The following is a 17,317-nucleotide window of genomic DNA, read 5'->3' on the forward strand; positions in this document are numbered from 1 at the left end:
TATAACTCCTTATCCTCGGACTACGTCCAATCCCGGTACCTTGCAACCCAGTACACGGTAATATATATCCTCATACTGTCTCGTAATTTTATCTTTATTGAAATCCTCACACGCCCGTCTGAGACAAGCCTCCCTGAACTGCTGTGCCTTGTGCTCATCCGATAATAAGGTTATAGCGTAATCTGCCATAGCGGCAGTGTCACCGACCGGTGCGAGGAAGCCTGTTTTTCCGTGCTGAATTAATTCGGGGATCCCCCCGGTCATTGAACCGATGGTAGGCACGCCGCAAGCCATTGCTTCAAGCGCTACCAGACCAAAACTCTCTTTCTCTGAAGGAAGCAGCAGCAAATCAGCCATGGATATAACCCGGGCAACATCATCCTGCTTGCCAAGGAATCGCACTTTATCCTCCAGCCCCATCTCATTGATCTTAGCCTGTATCTTCGGCAGCTCTGGACCTTCACCTACAAGTAATAGACGCGAAGGAAGTCTGGCGCTCACACGGGCAAAAACATCAATGACATCGCTGACCCGCTTAACTGGACGGAAATTTGAAATATGCATAAGTATTTTCTCATCAGGGTTAGCAAAATCATCGCGTAAATCAGAAACATCACGCGGATAATAGACACGTTTATCTACAAAATTATAAGTCAAATCAATATTACGCGTAATATCAAGTGCCCGGTGCGTTTCCTGAATAAGATCCAATGATACCGCCGTTACTGCGTCACTTTCATTGATCCCCAGACGAATGAGATCCTTAAGCGATTCATCATGGCCTAATACGGTAATGTCAGTACCATGCAGAGTAGTGACAACCTTAATTTGATTGCCCAGCATCTGTTTGGCCAGGAGTGCACAGACTGCATGAGGAACAGCATAATGTACATGCAGTAAATCAAGTCCTTGCATTTTGGCAACCTGAGCCATCTTGGTAGCCAACGCTAAGTCATAAGGAGGATAACGGAAAACATAATAATCATTGACCTCAACCTCATGATAAAAAATATTTTTCTGAAACGTTCCAAGCCGGAACGGGATACTATGTGTAATAAAATGAACTTCGTGGCCTTTCTCAGCCAATAGCTTGCCCAGTTCAGTTGCCACAACACCCGAGCCGCCAAGAGACGGATAACAGGTAATGCCTATTTTTAATAACCGCTCCATAGTTCCGTCCCCCTCTCTGACCTATGATTAAGGCTTCTGTACGCGCGAAGAACCTGCAGTGAAAAATCCCACGGTATGGGGAACTTTAGTTGCAAACCCCTCCGCATAAGGTATAAGTCTTCGCTGCCCAAGCAGCATATCTCTAGATCGTACACGTTCTATATAGCCGTCGTTTAACGGGGTAGAGACAAAATCCTCCCCCGGAGTCTTCTGAAATTGTGAACGATAGCAGGAAAGCGCCTTTTCTTTGGCTTCGTAATGCTCTGTCACATCAACGATCAGATCCGCGCGCCCTAAATCATTAATGAAATAGAAATAAAGTTGAGGTGCCGAGACTGCCGGCATGTCCGGCAGATATTTACGGAGCTTGGCATTAAATACAGCTTCTTCTACCAGCTTGCTGCAAGCGATATGATCGGGATGCCGATCCTCCCAATAGGGAGCAAACACAAGATCAGGAGAGTACTTGCGTATCTCCGAAGTCACTGCTGCCAATTGCTCCTCTGTTATAAAAAGACCTCTGTCAGGTAGTCCAAGATTGGTACGCACCTTAACCCCCAATACCTCTGCAGCCTGCTGCGCTTCCAGCTTGCGCTTTTCTACTGTACCGTTAGAGGACATCTCCGCAGCCGTAAGATCACACAAGCCAACTGAAAATCCAGCAGCCGCATGCTTCGCAATCGTTCCTGCCATTCCAATTTCAGCATCATCTGCATGGGCACCAAAGATAAGGATATCGAGTTTCATTCCTCCACACCCGGTTTGTACTTATGTACAAGATCTCGCCAAGCAAAATCACCGCGGTCAATCGCCTTAACCAGAATCTCCGCTGTGGCAATATTAGTAGCTACCGGAATACCGTAGACATCACAAAGCCGAAGTAGTGCTGTAATATCAGGTTCATGCGGCTGAGCCATTAATGGATCTCTTAAAAAGATAATTAGATCAAGCTCATCCTGAGCGACCAATGCGCCTATTTGCTGATCTCCTCCAAGAGGTCCGGACATAAAGCGGTTTATCTTCAGCTGAGTTGCTTCCATAATTCTTTGGCCTGTCGTTCCGGTAGAGTAAAGCTCACGGCCTTCAAAGACATGTTCATAAGCCGTAACAAAATTAACCATTTCCTCTTTTTTGCGATCATGTGCGATAAATGCTATTTTCATCTGATAGTTCTCTCCCGTCTACTCAATAAAATGATCAAATCCATATATCATTCCGGTATATTCCATTACCTTCTCAATGCCTAATTTCACACCCGGCATATACCCAGCACGCTCGTAGGAATCATGTCTAATCTTCAAGGACTGACCAAAGCCGCCAAAAATAACTTCCTCCTGAGCAAACACTCCTGGAAGACGCACACTGTGAATACGGAATCCGTTATAGTATCCTCCGCGTGATCCTTCAATAATTTCTTCCTCTTCCGGATTCCCTTGACGCAGCTCTTTCCGCACCTCTGAGATGATCTCAGCGGTTTTGATCGCGGTTCCTGAGGGTGCATCCAGCTTCTGGTCTCCATGATACTCGATAATCTCCAGATGAGGGAAATATTTGGCGGCTTGTGCGGCAAATTTCATCAAAAGAATGGCACCAATCGAAAAGTTGGGTGCAATTAACCCACCAATTCCCTGATCCTGGCACTGCTTGTCCAGCTCCGAAATCTGTTCTGGTGTGAATCCTGTAGTTCCAATCACCGGGCGGACCCCGTATTTAATAGCCAGTGCTGTATTTATATAAGCAAATTGAGGCGTAGTAAAATCAACCAGTACGTCTGCTGCGCTTGAGGCTAAAGCACTCTCTAAATCTTCTGAAACGATAATTCCGGCATCTGGCAGGCCGGCAAGCCGGCCTGCATCCTGCTCGTGCGAAGAACGGTCAACCGCTGCCGCCAGCTCCAAGGCATCATCCTCAAGCACAAGTTTTACCACTTCTTTACCCATTCTTCCACCAGCACCGGCTACAATAACTCTGATTTTGTTACTCATTCGATGACTCCCCCGCTTTCACTAGTTCTATAGTTACTTCATATACTTTTGTAATGATTTCTGAAGATCTTTCATTAATTGCCGCAATCCGGCGTCATCGGGATGCAAGGATATTACTTCCTTCAAAGCAGCAATTGCCTGCAAGTGTTCATTCATACGACTATAGGCGAGAGCAAGCCATACATAAGCATCCCCGTTCAAGGGATCCAGCGTCACAGCTTCTTTTAATAAGGTAATAGGTCGGTAAGGGTTGTCACTGCTCTTCTCCTCCGCTTCAAGCAATCCTTTGGCTTCCTGCACTAGCGTTAAGCCCTTTAAATGCTGCAGGTGCAAAGTATACTCCGGCTTGTTGCGGTCCAGCTTTACGGCAGCTTGAGCATGCTCAATGGCTTTGTCTAATCTTCCGTTACGAGCATAGGTAATAGAACAGCGGTAACGGACTTCCGCATCAGCTGGACTTTGCGAAATTGCCGCTTCGAAGCAAACAATGGCTTCTGCAAAGTCACTGCGTAATATACAGCGGTATGCCTGTCTAATATAATCATCGGGACTCATATGCACCATCCTCACGGCTAAATGCCGGTCGTTTGGTACAGCATATGTTAACACAGGTCAATCCGTGTGTTTTTTGGTCCATCGTTCAGCATCGCGTGTATTAAATTTATGCATGACCTTATTATGCGCCTCAGTTAGATCAATACCTAAAGAGTTGGCAAAACAAATCGTTATAAACATGATATCTCCAAGCTCCAGCTCAATGGAATTATCAGCTTCATCTTGTCTTTTCGGTTTTTCTCCGAATTGATGGTTAACTTCCCGCGCCAGTTCTCCGACTTCCTCGGACATTCGCGCTAGCATAGATAAAGGGCTGAAGTATCCCTCCTTGAATTGGGATATATAGGCGTCAACTTCACGCTGGATGTCACCAAGACTTTTTTCCATAAATAGTACCTCATCCTCCTTGCTGCATCTTGCCTTCTGTTTGCCCCTATGTTATCGTAAAGACGTTTTGATGACAAATCTTTTTTAAAAAATGAGGGATCATATGAATTCAACCAAAACATTTGCAATAACCAAAACCGTAGCACCTATCTTGCTCGGTACCGCAATTTACGCATTCGGGCTGCTCTATTTCATTATCCCCAATCAACTGATGGAGGGGGGGGTAACGGGTATTACAATTCTTTTGAATTATGCCTTCCAAATCCCTATCTTCCTGACGACTCTAATACTGAATCTTCCGTTATTCTTTTTAGGGTGGAAAATTCTAGGCGGCAAGCAAATCGCCTATACAGGAGTTGGAATCGGAGCGCTGTCCTTCTTCCTATGGTTGTTCGAAAGAATGATTAAATCCGGATGGATCGTGCCCTTCACTACACAGAATGATTTCATTCTCGCTTCATTATATGCAGGGGTAACTTTAGGAGCGGGTCTTGGTATCGTTTTTCGTTTTGGTGGCACCACCGGCGGTGTCGATATCATCGCCAGAATTTGCGGTCGTAACTTTGGTTGGAGTATGGGCCAAGTGATCCTTTCGATTGACATCATTATTATTGGCGCTTCTCTGCTATATATCCCAAGAGAACAGATACTGTACACTCTTGTAGCCGTCTTTATCTCTTCGCGAGTCATTGACTTTATCCAGGAAGGTGCGTATGCTGCTAAAGCCTTTACTATCATCAGCGATCACGCTCCTGAAATTGCCGATTTGATCACAGTGGAAATGGATCGTGGAGTGACGTTGATCCCGGCCATCGGCGCTTATTCCAAGCAGGCAAAACATATGGTTTATTGTGTGGTTTCACGTCAGGAAATCCGCAGACTTAGCCAGTTGGTTAAGTCCGTTGATCCTCGGGCATTTGTTATTATCAATGATGTTCATGATGTACACGGAGAAGGGTTCCGCGAAACCTAAAACTCTTGTAACTATTACTTGCAGAATTTACAAAAAGAGCCGTTTGATGGATTTAACCATTCAAATCGGCTCTTTTATGTTAACTAATAAATTTCAGCTCTATAGACTGAACTTTTGATTTAAAGTGAATTCAAAGCCGATCATTGACTTCCAACGGGTTCGCATTGATGCTTCTCACAAAAGTAGTAACATTAATTCGGATACAAGGCGCTGCTATCGCTCCTAAGGTTTTTCATATTACCTTTCGTACCTTCTCGCTTCTGGACTACTTTCTACTCTCTTACATAAACTTAACCCTTACCTACCGAAAAAACAGAGGTAGTCAGTGTAATAGATGTATTTTATACACTTATTTCTAGCTTTTGGCGCTCGGATGTATGGATAGATGTACTTTGTGCAACTAAAAACACGGATATGCCGGTTAAACCCCGGAATACCATAAAATAAGTGTATAAAGTGCAATTAAACACCCTAAAGTGTGCTATGGGAGAAATATAAGTGTACATTGTGCAACTATATTTTGAAACTCCTGTAGGTAGACGATTTGCCGTATTTGTCGTGGATACCTGAGGAGATACTTCTACTCTCATACACAAACTTCTTGACGCTACACATTATAGATAATTTTGTTAAATTTATAGGAGGTTTTCCCCTCTATATGTTGATTAAACGGTTTTATTTATGATTTACGGGGACACTTTCCCTCTAAACTTTATTTATCACAGGGACAGAGGACAGAGGACAGAGGACAAAGTCCCAGTAGCAAGCTGGTTCTAAAACTAACTTGTAATGATAGGTTACTAGAGAACAATCAAATCTGTAAGTGGTTCTCAATCTATATAATTCAGCTGAAGAGTAGATTAGACCGTTGTCCACCCTTGTTTATCTGCTCGGTATTTGCGGTAACCGGTGTATACCAACGCCCCTATAATGAAGCAAGCAGCGAGCATCGCCCATATTCCGTATTCCTCTGGAGCCATGGGTAAAGATAATGCTGGCTCATCCTTTTCTTTACCGAACAACACCCTTACAGCTTCTTGTCCATACGAAACAATCTCAAGAAGGCGGGCACGGTCAAGCGGTTGGGAAGAAGAGATCGCACCCGCTGCATAGGAGAGCCAGGAGTCGAAGGCGTTAACCTCTTCAGCCGGTCGGGATATGATTACAGCTGGTCTAATCGTATCGTACCGGCTTTGCAGACGCTGAAGTGCAGCTTTCCAAGCTGTAACATCATTTAGTGTTGAGCTTTTTTCCATGTTATTTAGATCCTCACGGATCAGCTTATAATATTGTGTCCATATCGGCTGACGCGGGTGGTTAAGGCTGTTAGCCGCAAGTCGTAATTTAGCTGCAGCAGACTCCCAACGCTCGGGCGAAACCTCAACTCCGGCCACAGCTGCCTTGAGATCTATAATAACACCTGACAGCGCATTAATACCTTCTACAGAAGTAAGACCTTCGAAGGAAGATGAAACAAACAGGCGGGATATATCCTCCGTCTCCTGTCGAACCTTAGTTACATCACCCTCCAAGACGTGTCCATATAAAGTCTCTGCGGCTTGCTCCAATTGAAGTGCCCGGCTTTTAGCGTTCACTTGCTCAGCTCCGTTGCCAGCCCCAGAGGCATTGCCGGCGGTAGCTGCAAAGGCCGTAACTCCCCCTAAAGCCAGGTACAGCATCCAACAAAAGAGAAGAATAATAATTCGATTATACCCCTTACGCGGCATGAGACATCCCTCCTGCCTTATAGTTATGGCATAAGGACAAGGGTTAGAACACAAATGAAGGTTACAAAGCCTGATTTCGTCCCTTTGGCAGCCAAGCCACTATCGCGCTAAACAAGGTCAAGATAAAAGTGAACGTCTGAACCTTAATCACATCATCCTCAAGCACTCTTGGCAGCCATGGATATACCCCGTAAGAATAATCCACAGTATCATTAAAAAGAGTCCATAAAAGGGCAAGGGGAAGCATTTTTCGATAGAAAAAGAATCGGGCATATAGCAGGACCTCGATAGCCATCCCCGTATGGGAAACCATCAGCATCCAGTCTTTCCAGCTGATAACGTCTCCTTGAAAGCCACCAGCAACGATCATACTGACCGCCCATATCCCGTATTTAATGGATGTTATGACAGCTAATGCTTCGATCAACCCACGCAAGGTTGTGACAGCTATGCTTTTTGGTGGGTAGAGCAGAAATAGCAGTGCTATTGTGAAAAATAGACTGGCTGTCGGACTGTCAGGAACAAGCGGCAGCAGCCAGAGCGGGTAATTGGCGGCAGTGTATTCCAGTTGATTCCCATACCATATGTAACCATAGATCGTCCCGAGGAAGTTAACGGTGAAGAGAAACCATAAGAACCATCGGTTTATAAGTATTTTTTCGCTCCATTTTCCAAGCATTGACCCAGCAAACCCCCCGAATTATCCCAACTGTACTTGTTCTCACGAAAAAACCTGACCGCATATACGATCAGGCTTCGCGTCATACTCTTATTTTACTGTTCACTTTTTTGTTTCGCAAGCCATCCTGCCAGATCATCAATATCCTTATCACTTAGACCCGCATCCATGGCAACATCATACATCTTGGGCATGTTTCCAGTGCCTTCTTTGATTATCGTCAGAATGCCTTCCTTGTCATGTGTATCTCCCACGCCGCGAAGTGAAGGTCCTCCTCCTCCCTTTAAATCAGTCGCATGACAAGAAATGCAGGTCGCTTGTTTAAATAAAGCCATTGCCGGATCATCCTTGTCCACTATGGCAACTTCTTTTATCTGCACAGCACTGGAGGTCGGAAGACCTTTAGCTTTGTTCTCGGCTGCCTTTTCCTCACGTTGAATATCCTCAGGGATTTGGCCAGTTGCAGCCATTTCATGTTTATATTCTGTCCAAGCAGCATTTGTAAGATAAATAACTGCTGCCAAGGAGAGAAACATCAGTGACGATGCAATGGGTCTGCGATAGAATCGACGCTCTCTGCCTGTATCCAGAAACGGTGCCAGAAGAAGAGCTCCAAAAGCTACACCCGTGACCCCAAGTGTTCCCAAAACGATGTAGCTGCCTGATGCATAAGGAAGCTTCAAGTATTGATACAGAAATAGAAAGTACCAATCGGGCATAGGAATTACCGTAGCAGTCGCTTTCGCCGGAAATCCAAGAGGTGCCGGTTCAGAAATCGTGAGCACCAGTATACCAACAAGCACAACTACGCCAACCATCCATTCTTTCAACAGAAAATTTGGAATAAAGGCTTCTGATTTGCCCGGATAGGCACTATAGTCAGGAGGCGTAATGAATCCGTTTCCTTTACGTACGCGTGTATCACCGACATATACAATTTTTTCTTTGGAATTATCGCCGTGTGCCATTATATTCCTCCTCTCTATAGGTTTGCTATTTTATAGCGGGCCTGAGATACCCTGTCTGCGGATCATAATAAAGTGTCCTACAAGCAGAATAAGCAGTACCGCCGGGAGGAAGAATACATGAAGAGCAAAGAATCGGGTAAGTGTTTCTGCCCCAACTATTGTTCCGCCTTGCATCAGTTCCTTAAGTACCGGACCCATAACAGGAACGGAGTTAGCAATTTCGAGTGTAACTTTAGTGGCAAAGTATGCTTTGTTATCCCATGGGAGCAGATAGCCCGTTAAACCAAGGCCCAGCATTACGAAAAAGATCAGCATTCCCACTACCCAGTTCATTTCACGCGGAGCCTTATAGGATCCGGTAAAGAAGACCCGCATGGTATGCAAGAACATCATAACGATTACAAGACTTGCGCCCCAGTGGTGCATGCCGCGAACAATTTGTCCAAAGGCAACCTTGGTTTGCAAATATTCAACACTGGCATAAGCATTTATGATATCGGGAACATAATACATCGTCAGGAACATACCTGATAAAATCTGTATAACAGTTATGAAAAAAGTAAGTCCGCCAAAGCAGTACACAAACGCCGAAAAGTGATGAGCCGGATTTACATGCTCGGGAACCTCATGATCAGCCACATCTCTCCAAATTGGCGTAATGTCCAAACGCTCATCGATCCAGTTATAGACATTTTTAAACATCAGATTTACGCCTCCTTGTTGACTTCGGAATTCGGAATGATATCACCCAAAAGCACCCATCCGTTTTCAATTTTCAGGGTGTATTGGTCTAGTGGTTTAGGAGCTACGGCCAGGTTCTTTCCAGCCTTCGTGTAGCGCGCTCCGTGGCAAGGACAATGATATTCATCAGGAGTGCTTTTGTTATTATTCCAGCCCACTGTACAGCCTAAATGCTTACATACAGGTGAGAGCGCATAAATATCTCCTTTTTCATTTTTACGAATCCAGGCAGTTAGAGTAGCAGTACTGGCGTACCAACCATCCTGCTGCTGAAGCTCGAAGGTGAATTCCTGAGGCTGATCTGTAATGATCTTGGTCTCCGCTACCTTAATGAAATCCCCCTTGCCTTTCTTATGTAGAATGGGGTCCACAGCAAAACGGACCATGGGGAGGATCGCTCCGGCTCCCATAAAGGCTGTTGCGCCACCGAGCGTGTACGTTAAAAATTGTCTGCGTGACATTTCTTTGCGGCCGGGTGGTTTGTCGGGCCAGGTCTCTTGTTGCTCATTATGGCTGCTCATATTGTTTATAACCCCCTCTTCAAAGTATCAAGCACCTATCAGTGAAGCCCCAAAGATGCCATATTTCTCTGATATTCTCTTTTCCTCTAAGACCATGGCCAAGCTGCCACAATCATTTATAATGCGTTTTCAATGATAATAATCACATGTCATATGAGATCAACCTAATCATATCTTATGGTCCTAAAAATCGTCAAGAATATTGTCCGTTTTGTGACAAGCTGAAAAGTGATTACCCGTTAAAATTGTCGCTAATTAGACACATTTAAAGAGGAACATCTTTAAGCCACAGTTCCTGTATTTTCTCAGCTGTAAATGCCTGCACATCTTTGCTCGACAGGTCTCTAAACGTAGGCTGGGATAGAACTAAATCGCTTTCAACAATCTCTCGCTCAGAAATGTCTATGTCAGCAGTCAACACTATGGCATACCGGAAATTTTTGGATTTGACATTACAGCACAACTCGTTTATGAGCTTCAGGGAATGCTCTCCCCCATATTGTAAAACTGGATATGTAACTATACGGCCACGAAAAGGCTTTTCAACCATGTCCATGAAATCTCTTAATCTTTCTAAAGCAGCAACGGTTTCCACAGGACTTTCCGATCCCGTCAATCCAGTGAACGGAATAAGACAAGTATCATAAAAACGGCAATTTTCTTCCCAGCTATGCGAATCAAAATCACTAAACTTCATTATCGAACCTCTCCCCACTTCATTGTCTCCTCAAATACTACAACACGAAGAAACGGAAGTCCTGTTCTATTTTGAACAGAATCCGTTTCTTAAGAATTTACAAGGACGATACAGAGCCTACGCTGCACTCCTTTATGCCAAGCTCTTTAGTTCTTCAGTCAGATTTCGGAAAGCTGCCTCATCTCCGGCAGCCAGCGCTGTGTCGATCTCCCGGTACAATATGTCGCTACGTCGCTTACGCAGCGCTTCGTCCCACACCATTTCCGCCGCTAGACCCAGCATCACTTCATAGGTAGCCTTCATTTTGTCCATTCGATACACCTCCGCTGTTTAAAAAATCCTGTATTCTTTACCTTTCTTTACGTAACTCTCAGCTGTGTGAGCCATTCTGAGCAGGTCTTGTTCAGTCAACTCACGTACAACTTTGGCTGGTGAGCCCAAAGAAAGCGTATAGGGAGGAATTATTTTGTTTTCGGTTACAATAGATCCTGCCCCTACTAAAGCATATTCACCAATCTCTGCACCGTTCAAAACAATTGCACCCATTCCAATTAATGTACCTTTACCTATTTTGCAGCCGTGTATAATAGCTCCATGTCCTACTGATATTTCATCTTCCAATAGAAGTGGCAAACCTTCACCGACGTGACCTATTGCACCATCCTGGATATTACAGCGTTCCCCAATTACAACCGGTGCCAAATCTCCCCGAAGTACAGCGTTGAACCAAATACTGGAGTCACGCCCAACCTTGACGTCACCTACCAGTTTTGCTCCTTCGGCAATATAAACGGAACCATCCAGCTGCGGTATGTAAGAACCATAAGCAATTCGCATTTCCCTCTCCCCCTTGCCACTACATTAACTGCTTGGGTTTGGCCGCCTCTTTTCCCCAAGGAGTAACTTTTGCCACAAGTCCCTCTGAGGTCTCCCCAAGACGTATCAACCCTAAATGCAACATCATACGCAAAATACGCTTCTCTAAAATTGAACTGGCATCGTCATAATAAAACGGCTTAATTAACCACCCTACAGCCTCCTGCAATGAAGAAACAGTAACCCATTCACTTGTGCAAAGGCTGATCCAGTAAATAAGTGATGGCAGGTTTGGAATTGCGCCTTTATACAGTCTTAACCAAAAGGAGTATAACTGCATCAGGCTCTCGCATTTTCCTTCCTCAAGAATCAAATGACCTGCATGAGATAACTTGAGACGTGACCCTTCCTCCGAAATCCAGCGACGGTGGCGAGCATAGTCATACAGCAGGGCTAACCTCGGCGGATAGTGTTCGAAGGCTCTCCCGTATCCAAAAGTCCACCCCCCTTTAGTAAGGAGCGGCTCGGGAACGTGAAGGGCATTCACGAGACCCTGTTGATATCTTTTATACAGAGCACCTTCCAAATTTAGCTCCGGCTCGTTATCCTTAACATAACGTAACAGCAAGATGAGATCCAGAGCACTCATATCACCTTCATCTCTGTAGATATCAGGCTCACCGCTGAATACGATCCGCTCTCTGATATTTTCCCCCATGTGATCACGGAAGCGCTCTTTCAGATCTATGGGCACCTGAAACAAATAACGGGTCTGCTGGGAGGGACCGCTAAATATCCATCCACTGCTCTTAAAGCGGGTTACTATATCCCGGTAACTGCCTTTCTTATCCTCAGGTGCATCAAATGTAGCCTGACGAGCCGCCGCAAGCAAATCCTCAAGACTGAAGTAGCTTCTTTCATCAAACAATAACATGTTCATGAATCGCAGGTCACCCGGAGAACACTCCCGAATGTGAGCCTTCATGAAATCTCTGCTTCCTAGGGTGATCAATATGTTCTGAATCAGGTCGTGCTTAGAATTTCGTTTGCATTCGCATTGGTATCGGCCCGCAATAGCGGTCAATTGACCAATGTCTGCATAGGTGAGCATATCCGCCAGATTCATCTTTTATCGCCTCGCCGTTTTACTACCATTATGGGAAATACTAGCCTTTTTATTCCCTTTAATGCAAAAAAAATAACCCGTGGCGCCGGGTTAGTGCTGCTTTTGCAGAATATGCTGGGAACAATTGTATAACAAAGGGTTCCATACCTGTTCCTTTTTCTCCAAAATAGTAAGTGATAAATTGCCAATTCGTTCTGAATATTTATCTTTATACAGCGCATTGTAGAGCTGAGCCAAAAATCCACCGTGAGATACAACCAGAATGTTGCTACCCGAATATTTTATAGAAATATCCTCCATAAAGGCAAGTCCACGGCTCTGCAGCTGCTCGTCTTTTTCTTGACCCAAATCGAGCTGATTCCAATCTTTACCCCATTTATGTTCACGTTCTTCTGCTGTAAGTCCTTCTACCTGTCCATATGCACGCTCTCTGATCCTAGGATCAGGGGTTAGCAAAGGAAGCTTAAGCTTGGCAGCAATAATCGACCCGGTCTCTTCCGCACGAGAAAGGCTGCTGGTAATGCAACAATCCCATTGGTAGGTCTCCTGCCGAAGTCGATCAGCCAGCATTTCCGCTTGTTGTCGCCCTTCGTCATTTAGTGGAATATCACTTTGTCCCTGAATTTTCCCTGCTGCATTCCAATCTGTTAACCCATGGCGTATTAAGCCAATTATCATTAGCGCACCTGTCCTCTCTCGTGTTTTGTTTCTTAATGTACCACGGATAAATTCAAAAGTCTTCTTTTTAAGTATTTTGGGGACATCAGCCCATCAAAAAAAGCTCTCTTTACAAATTCGTAAAGGAGCTTCTTATGATCTACGGTACCGATTCAAACGTGTTAAAGAGATCACGGATAATGTTATACCAAGCATAGACAATATCATCCAATATTGCGGGTGAGATGGTCCCATATTTGCAACTAGAGGTTCAATAATCCCATTATCAGCGGCAGTCGCAGGGTAGGAAGACGTCCAGTCCACTGTTAATCCGGCCACACCTGTATCCACAATACCACTTTGCGACGCAGTAAGTTTCCCGGGATCTTTAAACATTGTAAAGTATAGGAAGCTGCACAGAAACACAGCCAGAAAGCATGCTATCCAAAGACTGATTCTACGGCGAAAGGTTGTAGAATTACCTGCCGATTTCCCGTCACCCGGCAACAACCAAGGACTCTCGAGATAAATCCGCTCCATTACACTAGCATTTATAGCCTCAGCACGTTCTTCACTAACTTCTTCCTTCATTTCATGCAAAAGCAGACTGCTCTCCTGCCATATCGCCCATTCATGTGCACAAGATGGACAACCTGCAATATGCTTCTCTAATATAATCCGCCTAAAATGTGTGGGGGGAGCGTCCCACAAGAGTGGAATATTATCCTGCGCTTCCCTGCAGTCCATAGGCCTTACACCCTCTCAACCTGCTCTTCAAATACAGGCTCATAAAAATAGGATTCGAGTTGGAGCTTCACGCTACTCCTGGCACGAAACAAAAGTGATTTTACAGAGCTTACACTCTGATCTAAAATCACAGCAATTTCCTGATAATCCATCTGGTCATATTCACGCAGGATCAGCGCCGAGCGCTGCTTCTCTGGAAGGTTGTTAATCGCATCACGAACTAAGTTCATTCGTTCTTTTCGAAGTGCAGCCTGTTCAGGAGCAACCTCTTGCGGAGCTACTGGTGTATATCCACTTTCTTCTAACGAAACATTACCCGAACGATGTTTTCTAAGCTCGCTCAGTACAGTGTTGCGAGCAATCGTATACAACCAAGTTGAAAAAGATGCATCAACTTCACGGAAGGAATGCAGACTTCGGAACGCCTTATAGAACGTCTCTGAACAGAGGTCCTCTGCGATCAACTCCATATGAGAGTTTTTGAGCATATGATAAACAAATGCCAGTATCTTGCGCTGGTACCGGCGCATCAATTCCGAGTATAGTTCTGTATCCCCTTGTTTAATTAGCTGGATCAACTGGGAATCCGTCATGGTGGGATCGGCCCTCCTCGCCTTGCACGTATAATCCCGTCCGGTCCTAGTTATTATTACCGGGCAGGTCTTAAAAAGTTGCGGTCTCACAATCAATGAAATGCTTATGTATATTCACATACCCAATATTCCAGGAATGCTTCAGTTCGTGACAAATATAGTATTCTCTAAAAATACTTTCTCTATTGTAACATACTTCCCTATAAAATTTCATTAACTTGGTAGATTCGCAAAAATAGAAAATCAGTGGTTGAACCGTTTCTGAAACAAGCCGCTACGGGTTCGGAGGGTTCTTACGATCGCTGTTTTTAAAGGCGAACACTAACGTTTCTCCAGAATCCCTCCGACCCTCCGCTCTGTTCGCTCATAGAGTCAACCTCTGATCCCTTTTTTATTTCGCAATATCCATTTTAACATTACCAGTGTAAACAGTGTTGCTCGTATCGGTCGTTCTAACATTTTATGTTCCATGCTATTTCATATAGAACACATCTTTCATCTAACTTTTTGCCGTGTGCATTCTATGCATTTTACAAGCCAACTATTTATTGGCAAATAAGTATTGACAGAATGTAAACGTATACATATAATAAAAGTACAGTATGGTTTCTCTCCACTCCTATCCAAAACTGCTGCTCCTAGTGAGCAAAGGCCGCTTTTTGAAAGCGGTCTTTTTTTTGTCTATTTTTTGAACAACCCTAACAAAAAACCGGGGCAAAGGCCCCGGTCCTACACATATACCAAATAATCATTATGCTGCAGTAGGATCTTGGCCCGTTCCATATCATGCTCCTGCCGAAAGGATAAACGCATGATGCCAGGGACATCTTCACGGCTCTCAATAATTTGTATGTTGCTAAGATTGATTCCCTCGTCTCCCAGCTCCGTAGCAATCCGACCGATAATGCCGGGATGGTCAGGCACATCAATGTGTAGGTCAAACAAGGGGGCAATCATACCCTTTCGCCGTTCCGGCAGTTGGCTGCGAAAACCATTCGCTTCATTGAAAGCTTCCTCAATACCTGCCCCGTCTTCATTTTCCAGCAGATCTACAAATGTAGAAACCTCCTGATTCCAGTCCTTTAGCAGCTTGAGCATAACATTTCGATTATTCAACAAAATATCGCGCCAGATTACGGGATCACTGGATGCAATCCGTGTGATATCACGGAAGCCTCCGGCGGCCAAAGTACTATATAAAGAATCAGTATCATCATACGCATGGATTTGATTCACCAATGCCACCGCTATAATATGCGGCAAATGACTGATCGCTCCAACAATTTCATCATGGCGCTCCGGTTCCAGACGGACAATCTGTGCTCTGGTATGTAGTAGCAAGTTCTCAAGGGAACGGTAAGCTTGTTCAGGGACTCCAGGTGGTGGTGTAAGTACATAATACGCATTCTCGAATAATAGGGAGGACGCTGCTTCCACTCCCGAACGTTCAGATCCTGCCATCGGATGTCCCCCAATAAAATGAACATTCGGAAGATCCAAGGAGATCGCACAAGCCGCAATGCTTGCTTTTGTGCTGCCAACATCCGTAATGATGCAGCCCGGTTTAAGTGGAAGCACGCTCAACTGCTGCAAATAACTCTCAAGCATCCCCACTGGTACGCATAAAAAAATAAAATCAGCACCCAGCGCCGCTTCTTCAAGCGAAAGTGTCGCACTATCAACAACACCTCTGCTGACATACTTCACTGCTGATTCGGGGCGATGGGCGTGGCCTACAACGGTTAGACCCTCCTTGCCCTTAAAGCAAAGGGCCAGAGAGCCGCCGATCAGGCCGACGCCGAATATAGCTATTTTTGTCGTCATGTTCTTTGAACTACCTGCCTTCTATATTATCTATTAACTGCTGCGGCAACTATGCTCTTACACCTTGCTCGGTAAGGATCTGTTCCAGAGCTTCAACAAATGCCTTATTCTGCTCCGCAGAGCCAACAGTAACTCGAATATATGTTGGATATAGACGATGTCCAGCTCTTACAATAACCCCTTTTCGCAGCAAAGATTCGAATACATCTAACGCAGACTTCCGAACATCAACCATAATAAAGTTTCCATGTGCTGGGAAGGATTCCAAGCCCAAACGTTTAAATTCAGCCTGCAGTTGTAGAATTCCGGCAGCATTTAAACGACGGCACTCCTGAACATAATCCTGATCCCCTAATGCTGCCAAAGCTCCTGCCTGAGCTACCCGGGAAGTATTAAAGGGCTCACGTACCTGATTAATTAATTTAATGATTTCGGGTCTTGCGACACCATAGCCAATTCGAAGAGCTGCAAGGCCATAAATTTTGGAAAAGGTGCGCAGAACAACTAGATTAGGATAACGCTCTAACAGCTTGATTCCATCAGAGTAGGTTAGATCCGTTACATATTCAGAGTAAGCTTCGTCCAATACTACCATTACCTGATTAGGCACCGAATCCAGAAAAGTTGTTAATGCATCTGCCGAAACTATGGTTCCGGTTGGGTTATTAGGGTTACATACCCAAATTACTTTTGTCCGGTCAGTGACTTTAGACAGCATTGCCTCAAGATCATGAGTTCCAGCGGCTAGCGGCACCTCTATAGTAACGGCACCCTCGATATCAGCATTGCTCTTATAGACAGAGAACGTCTGATCAGCCATAATCGTCTCATCGCCAGGCAGAAAAAAGGCACGCGCTATCAGCGCTATAATCTCATCAGAGCCGCAACCAAATATAATATTGTCACTATTTACTCCTAAATGAGCCGCTAGAGCCGAGGTTAATTCAGCAGCAGATCCATCCGGATAAATACTTAGATTGTCCAGCTCGGAGATGATGGCTGCTTTGGCACTAGGTGAAGATCCGTAAGGATTCTCATTGGAAGCAAGCTTAATCACTTCATTAAGGCCCAGCTCCTTCTTCACTTCTTCTACAGGTTTGCCCGGTTTGTAGACTGGTAAATTCACAATACTAGGTTTCGGATTCATTCAA

General features: G+C 44.8%; 21 protein-coding genes. 1 reads left to right on the forward strand and 20 read right to left on the reverse strand.

From position 1 onward, the window contains the following. Window positions 1-9 precede the first annotated feature (9 nt). Genes bshA through J2T20_RS06335 form a run of 6 tightly spaced genes read right to left on the reverse strand, consistent with a single transcriptional unit; the run spans window position 10 to window position 4,097 of the window. Complete coding sequence (gene bshA / locus J2T20_RS06310; RefSeq protein ID WP_307586654.1) at window positions 10-1,170, reverse strand: N-acetyl-alpha-D-glucosaminyl L-malate synthase BshA; 1,161 nt, start codon at window positions 1,168-1,170, stop codon at window positions 10-12. A gap of 27 nt (window positions 1,171-1,197) precedes the next feature. Further along, window positions 1,198-1,917: a bacillithiol biosynthesis deacetylase BshB1 gene (gene bshB1 / locus J2T20_RS06315; RefSeq protein ID WP_307586656.1), complete on the reverse strand. Its 720-nt coding sequence runs from the start codon at window positions 1,915-1,917 to the stop codon at window positions 1,198-1,200. After that, entirely contained in the window at window positions 1,914-2,333 is a 420-nt protein-coding gene (mgsA, locus tag J2T20_RS06320; RefSeq protein WP_307586657.1) for a methylglyoxal synthase, read from the reverse strand. The genes bshB1 and mgsA overlap by 4 nt, the downstream gene beginning before the upstream one ends. Window positions 2,334-2,351: 18 nt before the next feature. Next, window positions 2,352-3,155, reverse strand: a complete 804-nt coding sequence (gene dapB / locus J2T20_RS06325; protein WP_307586659.1) for a 4-hydroxy-tetrahydrodipicolinate reductase — start codon at window positions 3,153-3,155, stop codon at window positions 2,352-2,354. Window positions 3,156-3,188: 33 nt separating this feature from the next. Beyond that, window positions 3,189-3,710, reverse strand: a complete 522-nt coding sequence (locus J2T20_RS06330) for a tetratricopeptide repeat protein (protein ID WP_307586660.1) — start codon at window positions 3,708-3,710, stop codon at window positions 3,189-3,191. 57 nt (window positions 3,711-3,767) lie between these two features. Then, entirely contained in the window at window positions 3,768-4,097 is a 330-nt protein-coding gene (locus J2T20_RS06335) for a nucleotide pyrophosphohydrolase (RefSeq protein WP_307586662.1), read from the reverse strand. Window positions 4,098-4,200: 103 nt separating this feature from the next. On the opposite strand from J2T20_RS06335, the gene J2T20_RS06340 reads away from it, so the two are divergent. Beyond that, window positions 4,201-5,070: a YitT family protein gene (locus J2T20_RS06340; protein ID WP_307586664.1), complete on the forward strand. Its 870-nt coding sequence runs from the start codon at window positions 4,201-4,203 to the stop codon at window positions 5,068-5,070. Window positions 5,071-5,930: 860 nt separating this feature from the next. On the opposite strand, the gene J2T20_RS06345 is transcribed toward J2T20_RS06340, so the two are convergent. The 14 genes from J2T20_RS06345 to hisC form a co-directional block, all read right to left on the reverse strand. Then, entirely contained in the window at window positions 5,931-6,797 is an 867-nt protein-coding gene (locus J2T20_RS06345; protein ID WP_307586665.1) for a sporulation protein YpjB, read from the reverse strand. Between the two features lie 61 nt (window positions 6,798-6,858). Further along, window positions 6,859-7,476 (reverse strand): DUF1405 domain-containing protein, encoded by a 618-nt coding sequence (locus J2T20_RS06350; RefSeq protein ID WP_307586667.1) that lies wholly within the window; start codon window positions 7,474-7,476, stop codon window positions 6,859-6,861. A gap of 95 nt (window positions 7,477-7,571) precedes the next feature. Next, the gene (locus tag J2T20_RS06355) at window positions 7,572-8,444 is read right to left on the reverse strand and encodes a menaquinol-cytochrome c reductase cytochrome b/c subunit (protein WP_307586668.1); all 873 of its coding nucleotides are present in this window, start codon (window positions 8,442-8,444) and stop codon (window positions 7,572-7,574) included. Window positions 8,445-8,474: 30 nt separating this feature from the next. Beyond that, window positions 8,475-9,146, reverse strand: a complete 672-nt coding sequence (gene qcrB, locus J2T20_RS06360; RefSeq protein WP_020427667.1) for a menaquinol-cytochrome c reductase cytochrome b subunit — start codon at window positions 9,144-9,146, stop codon at window positions 8,475-8,477. Window positions 9,147-9,151: 5 nt separating this feature from the next. Further along, entirely contained in the window at window positions 9,152-9,706 is a 555-nt protein-coding gene (locus J2T20_RS06365) for a QcrA and Rieske domain-containing protein (protein ID WP_307586679.1), read from the reverse strand. A gap of 265 nt (window positions 9,707-9,971) precedes the next feature. Then, window positions 9,972-10,403 carry a DUF2487 family protein gene (locus J2T20_RS06370; RefSeq protein WP_307586681.1) on the reverse strand — a complete coding sequence of 144 codons (432 nt, stop codon included), beginning with the start codon at window positions 10,401-10,403 and terminating at the stop codon, window positions 9,972-9,974. A 132-nt stretch (window positions 10,404-10,535) separates the two neighbouring features. Next, complete coding sequence (locus J2T20_RS06375; RefSeq protein ID WP_036657134.1) at window positions 10,536-10,715, reverse strand: IDEAL domain-containing protein; 180 nt, start codon at window positions 10,713-10,715, stop codon at window positions 10,536-10,538. 18 nt (window positions 10,716-10,733) lie between these two features. After that, window positions 10,734-11,240, reverse strand: a complete 507-nt coding sequence (locus J2T20_RS06380) for a gamma carbonic anhydrase family protein (RefSeq protein ID WP_307586684.1) — start codon at window positions 11,238-11,240, stop codon at window positions 10,734-10,736. 19 nt (window positions 11,241-11,259) lie between these two features. After that, window positions 11,260-12,345 carry a hypothetical protein gene (locus tag J2T20_RS06385; RefSeq protein ID WP_307586686.1) on the reverse strand — a complete coding sequence of 362 codons (1,086 nt, stop codon included), beginning with the start codon at window positions 12,343-12,345 and terminating at the stop codon, window positions 11,260-11,262. A gap of 90 nt (window positions 12,346-12,435) precedes the next feature. Then, a complete protein-coding gene (locus J2T20_RS06390; RefSeq protein WP_307586687.1) occupies window positions 12,436-13,023 on the reverse strand; it encodes a histidine phosphatase family protein in 588 nt (195 codons plus the stop codon). 132 nt (window positions 13,024-13,155) lie between these two features. Continuing rightward, window positions 13,156-13,749, reverse strand: a complete 594-nt coding sequence (locus J2T20_RS06395; protein ID WP_307586689.1) for an anti-sigma factor — start codon at window positions 13,747-13,749, stop codon at window positions 13,156-13,158. A gap of 5 nt (window positions 13,750-13,754) precedes the next feature. Further along, window positions 13,755-14,342 (reverse strand): RNA polymerase sigma factor, encoded by a 588-nt coding sequence (locus J2T20_RS06400; RefSeq protein WP_036657147.1) that lies wholly within the window; start codon window positions 14,340-14,342, stop codon window positions 13,755-13,757. Window positions 14,343-15,071: 729 nt separating this feature from the next. After that, window positions 15,072-16,166, reverse strand: coding sequence for a prephenate dehydrogenase (locus tag J2T20_RS06405; RefSeq protein WP_307586691.1), 1,095 nt, complete (start codon window positions 16,164-16,166; stop codon window positions 15,072-15,074). 49 nt (window positions 16,167-16,215) lie between these two features. Beyond that, complete coding sequence (hisC, locus tag J2T20_RS06410) at window positions 16,216-17,313, reverse strand: histidinol-phosphate transaminase (protein ID WP_307586693.1); 1,098 nt, start codon at window positions 17,311-17,313, stop codon at window positions 16,216-16,218. Window positions 17,314-17,317 lie beyond the last annotated feature (4 nt).

The organism is Paenibacillus wynnii (genome assembly GCF_030812855.1).
Lineage (GTDB): Bacteria > Bacillota > Bacilli > Paenibacillales > Paenibacillaceae > Paenibacillus_AQ > Paenibacillus_AQ wynnii_A.

What these genes read in the sequence shown, in the direction of transcription:
- J2T20_RS06350 (WP_307586667.1), bottom strand. Translation starts at nt 7,476, where the DNA reads ATGCTTGGAAAATGGAGCGAAAAAATACTTATAAACCGATGGTTCTTA.
- dapB (WP_307586659.1), bottom strand. Translation starts at nt 3,155, where the DNA reads ATGAGTAACAAAATCAGAGTTATTGTAGCCGGTGCTGGTGGAAGAATG.
- J2T20_RS06370 (WP_307586681.1), bottom strand. Translation starts at nt 10,403, where the DNA reads ATGAAGTTTAGTGATTTTGATTCGCATAGCTGGGAAGAAAATTGCCGT.
- J2T20_RS06380 (WP_307586684.1), bottom strand. Translation starts at nt 11,240, where the DNA reads ATGCGAATTGCTTATGGTTCTTACATACCGCAGCTGGATGGTTCCGTT.
- hisC (WP_307586693.1), bottom strand. Translation starts at nt 17,313, where the DNA reads ATGAATCCGAAACCTAGTATTGTGAATTTACCAGTCTACAAACCGGGC.
- J2T20_RS06395 (WP_307586689.1), bottom strand. Translation starts at nt 13,749, where the DNA reads ATGGACTGCAGGGAAGCGCAGGATAATATTCCACTCTTGTGGGACGCT.
- J2T20_RS06405 (WP_307586691.1), bottom strand. Translation starts at nt 16,166, where the DNA reads ATGACGACAAAAATAGCTATATTCGGCGTCGGCCTGATCGGCGGCTCT.
- J2T20_RS06400 (WP_036657147.1), bottom strand. Translation starts at nt 14,342, where the DNA reads ATGACGGATTCCCAGTTGATCCAGCTAATTAAACAAGGGGATACAGAA.
- mgsA (WP_307586657.1), bottom strand. Translation starts at nt 2,333, where the DNA reads ATGAAAATAGCATTTATCGCACATGATCGCAAAAAAGAGGAAATGGTT.
- J2T20_RS06390 (WP_307586687.1), bottom strand. Translation starts at nt 13,023, where the DNA reads ATGATAATTGGCTTAATACGCCATGGGTTAACAGATTGGAATGCAGCA.
- J2T20_RS06365 (WP_307586679.1), bottom strand. Translation starts at nt 9,706, where the DNA reads ATGAGCAGCCATAATGAGCAACAAGAGACCTGGCCCGACAAACCACCC.
- J2T20_RS06375 (WP_036657134.1), bottom strand. Translation starts at nt 10,715, where the DNA reads ATGGACAAAATGAAGGCTACCTATGAAGTGATGCTGGGTCTAGCGGCG.
- J2T20_RS06355 (WP_307586668.1), bottom strand. Translation starts at nt 8,444, where the DNA reads ATGGCACACGGCGATAATTCCAAAGAAAAAATTGTATATGTCGGTGAT.
- J2T20_RS06340 (WP_307586664.1), top strand. Translation starts at nt 4,201, where the DNA reads ATGAATTCAACCAAAACATTTGCAATAACCAAAACCGTAGCACCTATC.
- J2T20_RS06335 (WP_307586662.1), bottom strand. Translation starts at nt 4,097, where the DNA reads ATGGAAAAAAGTCTTGGTGACATCCAGCGTGAAGTTGACGCCTATATA.
- J2T20_RS06385 (WP_307586686.1), bottom strand. Translation starts at nt 12,345, where the DNA reads ATGAATCTGGCGGATATGCTCACCTATGCAGACATTGGTCAATTGACC.
- bshB1 (WP_307586656.1), bottom strand. Translation starts at nt 1,917, where the DNA reads ATGAAACTCGATATCCTTATCTTTGGTGCCCATGCAGATGATGCTGAA.
- qcrB (WP_020427667.1), bottom strand. Translation starts at nt 9,146, where the DNA reads ATGTTTAAAAATGTCTATAACTGGATCGATGAGCGTTTGGACATTACG.
- J2T20_RS06330 (WP_307586660.1), bottom strand. Translation starts at nt 3,710, where the DNA reads ATGAGTCCCGATGATTATATTAGACAGGCATACCGCTGTATATTACGC.
- J2T20_RS06345 (WP_307586665.1), bottom strand. Translation starts at nt 6,797, where the DNA reads ATGCCGCGTAAGGGGTATAATCGAATTATTATTCTTCTCTTTTGTTGG.
- bshA (WP_307586654.1), bottom strand. Translation starts at nt 1,170, where the DNA reads ATGGAGCGGTTATTAAAAATAGGCATTACCTGTTATCCGTCTCTTGGC.